The sequence below is a fragment of the Pseudomonas sp. SDO5532_S415 genome, assembly GCF_054071155.1.
In genome coordinates, this window is the sequence record NZ_JBSVWS010000307.1 from 1 (window position 1) to 3,447 (window position 3,447).

Annotated in this window: 3 protein-coding genes; all 3 read right to left on the reverse strand. The window is 61.9% G+C overall.

Features of this window, described 5'->3' with window-relative positions; translation table 11 throughout:
• Window positions 1-100: 100 nt before the first annotated feature.
• The 3 genes from ycaC to ACW9HW_RS29540 all read right to left on the reverse strand — a co-directional run bounded on the left by ycaC (window position 101) and on the right by ACW9HW_RS29540 (window position 3,272).
• Window positions 101-727, reverse strand: a complete 627-nt coding sequence (ycaC, locus tag ACW9HW_RS29530) for an isochorismate family cysteine hydrolase YcaC (RefSeq protein WP_095193415.1) — start codon at window positions 725-727, stop codon at window positions 101-103.
• Window positions 728-797: 70 nt separating this feature from the next.
• Window positions 798-2,636: an amidohydrolase gene (locus tag ACW9HW_RS29535; RefSeq protein WP_457402863.1), complete on the reverse strand. Its 1,839-nt coding sequence runs from the start codon at window positions 2,634-2,636 to the stop codon at window positions 798-800.
• A 30-nt stretch (window positions 2,637-2,666) separates the two neighbouring features.
• Complete coding sequence (locus ACW9HW_RS29540) at window positions 2,667-3,272, reverse strand: antibiotic biosynthesis monooxygenase (RefSeq protein WP_457402864.1); 606 nt, start codon at window positions 3,270-3,272, stop codon at window positions 2,667-2,669.
• Window positions 3,273-3,447 lie beyond the last annotated feature (175 nt).

Sequence of the window (3,447 nt, forward strand, 5' to 3'; positions counted from 1 at the left end):
GTCGCGTAGCGGCCCCAAAAGCTTTGGGACTGCTTCGCAGCCGAACGGGAGCAAGCTCCCTCGCCACACAGGCTCGCTCCCACAAAGGATTGCGTTGGGCTTACTGGGCAGTAAACGTGGTGTAGCTGTTGATCAGGTTGCGGTAGTTCGGCAGGCGTTCGGACAGCAGGTTGGCCAGGCCTTCCATGTCATTGCGCCAGTCGCCTTGCAGCTCGCAGGCCACCGAGAACCAGTTCAGCAGGTGTGCACCGGCGGCCGACATGCGCGCCCAGGCGGCTTGCTGCACGGTGGTGTTGAAGGTGCCGGAAGCGTCGGTCACCACGAACACTTCAAAACCTTCGGCAATGGCCGACAGGGTCGGGAATGCCACGCAGACGTCAGTCACCACACCGGCGATGATCAGTTGCTTGCGACCGGTGGCCTTGACGGCTTTGACGAAGTCTTCGTTGTCCCAGGCGTTGATCTGGCCAGGACGCGCAATGAACGGTGCGTCAGGGAACTGCGCCTTGAGCTCCGGTACGATCGGACCGTTAGGCCCCTTGTCGAAACTGGTGGTGAGGATGGTCGGCAGTTTGAAGAACTTGGCGATATCGCCCAGGGCCAGCACGTTGTTCTTGAATTCGTTGGGCGAGAAATCCTGCACCAGCGAAATCAGACCGGTCTGGTGGTCGACCAGCAGTACCACTGCATCGTCTTTGTTCAGGCGTGAGTACGGAACGTTGCTCATGAAAAAACTCCTTGGTGGATGGTTGTTGCTTGCTGCGCCGGTCCATGCGGCCGGCGCTTTTGGGTGTTCGTCAAAAGGCAAAGCACGAGCAGCCGAAGGCGCCCCAGAAACCCGCAAAATCGCTGACCGGCGCATTCGACAGGCGTGCCCGCTCGTGGCTGTGGGAGTGCACCGCGCAAGGCCCGCTGCACTGGTGAACCTGCGCCTGCAACGGCGAGTTCGGCCGCCAGTGACCCGGGACTTTCACCACCGGCGACCAGTCCGGCAGCACCGGCACGCTGGCAGGTCCCAGCTTCTCGAAATCGCCGGCGGCGTACACCACCTTGCCGCCGACCACGGTCAGTACCGACTCGATCCACTTGATCGCTTCTTCGTCGACGCTGAAAAAATCCGCGCTCAAGGCGGCCAGGTCCGCCAGTTGCCCGACCTTGATCTGGCCTTTCTTGCCCTGCTCGGACGAGAACCAGGCACTGCCGTGGGTGAACAGTTCCAGCGCGGTCTGCCGCGACAGGCCTTCGGCGTGCAATGCCATGCCGCCGACGGTGCGCCCGCTGACCATCCAGTACAGCGAGGTCCACGGGTTGTAGCTCGACACTCGCGTGGCATCGGTGCCGGCACCCACCGGCACGCCTTCGGCGAGCATGCGCTGGATCGGCGGCGTGGCTTCGGCGGCCTTGGCGCCGTAGCGCTCGACGAAGTACTCGCCCTGAAACGCCATGCGATCCTGAATCGCGATGCCGCCGCCTAGCGCCCTCACCCGCTCGATGTTCCGGGGAGTGATGGTTTCGGCGTGATCGAAAAACCACGGCAAGCCATTGAACGGAATGTCGCGGTTGACCTTCTCGAACACGTCGAGCATGCGGCTGATGGACTCGTCGTAGGTGGCGTGCAAACGGAACGGCCAGCGCTGCTCGACCAGATGGCGCACCACCGGCTCCAGTTCGTCTTCCATGCTTTGCGGCAGGTCCGGGCGTGGTTCGAGGAAGTCCTCGAAATCCGCCGCCGAGAACACCAGCATCTCTCCGGCGCCGTTGTGTCGCAGGTAGTCATCGCCCTGATGCAACTTGACGCTGCCGGTCCAGTTCTGGAAATCCGTCAGCTCTTCCTTGGGTTTCTGGGTGAACAGGTTGTAGGCGATGCGAATGGTCAACTGCTGGTCCTTGGCCAACTGCTCGATCACCTGGTAATCGTCCGGATAATTCTGGAAACCACCCCCGGCATCAATGGCGCTGGTCAGCCCCAGGCGATTGAGTTCGCGCATGAACTGACGCGTCGAGTTGACTTGATACTCCAGCGGCAGCTTCGGCCCCTTGGCCAGGGTCGAGTAGAGAATCATCGCGTTGGGTCGCGCCACCAGCATGCCGGTAGGGTTGCCATTGGCATCGCGGACGATTTCGCCACCCGGCGGATTCGGTGTGTCACGGGTATAACCGGCCACGCGCAAGCCGGCACGGTTGAGCAAGGCGCGGTCGTACAAATGCAGGACGAACACCGGGGTGTCCGGCGCGGCCTGATTGAGCTCTTCGAGGGTTGGCATGCGCTTTTCGGCGAACTGGAACTCGTTCCAGCCCCCGACCACCCGCACCCATTGCGGCGTCGGCGTGCGATCGGCCTGTTCCTTGAGCATGCGCAACGCATCGGCCAGGGACGGCACACCTTCCCAACGCAGTTCAAGGTTGTAGTTCAAGCCGCCACGGATCAGGTGCAGGTGCGAGTCGTTGAGGCCGGGAATCACGCAACGGCCCTTGAGGTCGATCACCTGCGTGCCCGAGCCGCGCAAGGCCATGGCCTCGGCATCGCTGCCAACGGCGACGAAACGACCATCGCTGATGGCCACGGCACTGGCGAAGGGCTTTTCACGGTCAACGGTATGAAACTGGCCATTGAACAAAATCAGATCGGCGTTCATCGCGTTTCCTTAAGGCTTGGTGGTATGGGGCTAAGCGGAATGGGACTGGCCGGCTTCCAGCCAGGGCGCGAACAGGCGCGTGGCGAGCGGCATGAAGACGTACACCACCGACAGCACGATGGTCAGAGTGATCAGGAAGGTCGCGACCACGTAGCTGGAAAGGAACGCGTTGAGCTGCAACAACGGCCCCCAAAGCAGCGGCACGAGCAAGGTGTGCGGCAGGATCACCAGCAACGTCACCACGGCCTGCTTCCAGCGCGGCGGTGGCGACGCGGCATCGGCCAGCGGGGTAAACCAGAATTCGTTGAGCGGATTGACCTCGGTCTGGTCGCCGTCGGCCAGCATCGGCGCGGCTTCTTCGACCAGTGCCTGGCGCTGCGGCGAATCGAGCCAGCGTTGCATGGCTTCGGTGGAGCAGAAGCGCAGCACACAGGTGAACATCTGCAAGCCGCCGTGCTGGCCGCGAATCACATCGACACCCAAATGCCCTTCACTCTGCCCGGCAATGCCGACGATACGCCGCAACCAGGTTTCATAAGCGGCTTCATGACCGGCCTTGATCCGATGCTTGACGATCAGCGTGACAATCTCATCGGCCCCCGGTGCTGGCTTGCTCTGGGAATGGGCTACAGGCATGACAAAAGGGCTCCGGCGAAACTGGGTTGGGAATGGGTGGATCATGCCGGGGCGGGGAAGGAAAAAATTGGATGTACGTGCTCTTTTTGCGAGGGTGCGTGGATCTGAAAATCAACACGAAACCACTGTGGGAGCGAGCCTGCTCGCGAAGGCGGCCTTTCAGTCAAAAAAGAGT

Excerpts from the sequence above, each read along its gene's own strand:
- ycaC (WP_095193415.1), bottom strand. The coding sequence starts at position 727 with ATGAGCAACGTTCCGTACTCACGCCTGAACAAAGACGATGCAGTGGTA.
- ACW9HW_RS29535 (WP_457402863.1), bottom strand. The coding sequence starts at position 2,636 with ATGAACGCCGATCTGATTTTGTTCAATGGCCAGTTTCATACCGTTGAC.
- ACW9HW_RS29540 (WP_457402864.1), bottom strand. The coding sequence starts at position 3,272 with ATGCCTGTAGCCCATTCCCAGAGCAAGCCAGCACCGGGGGCCGATGAG.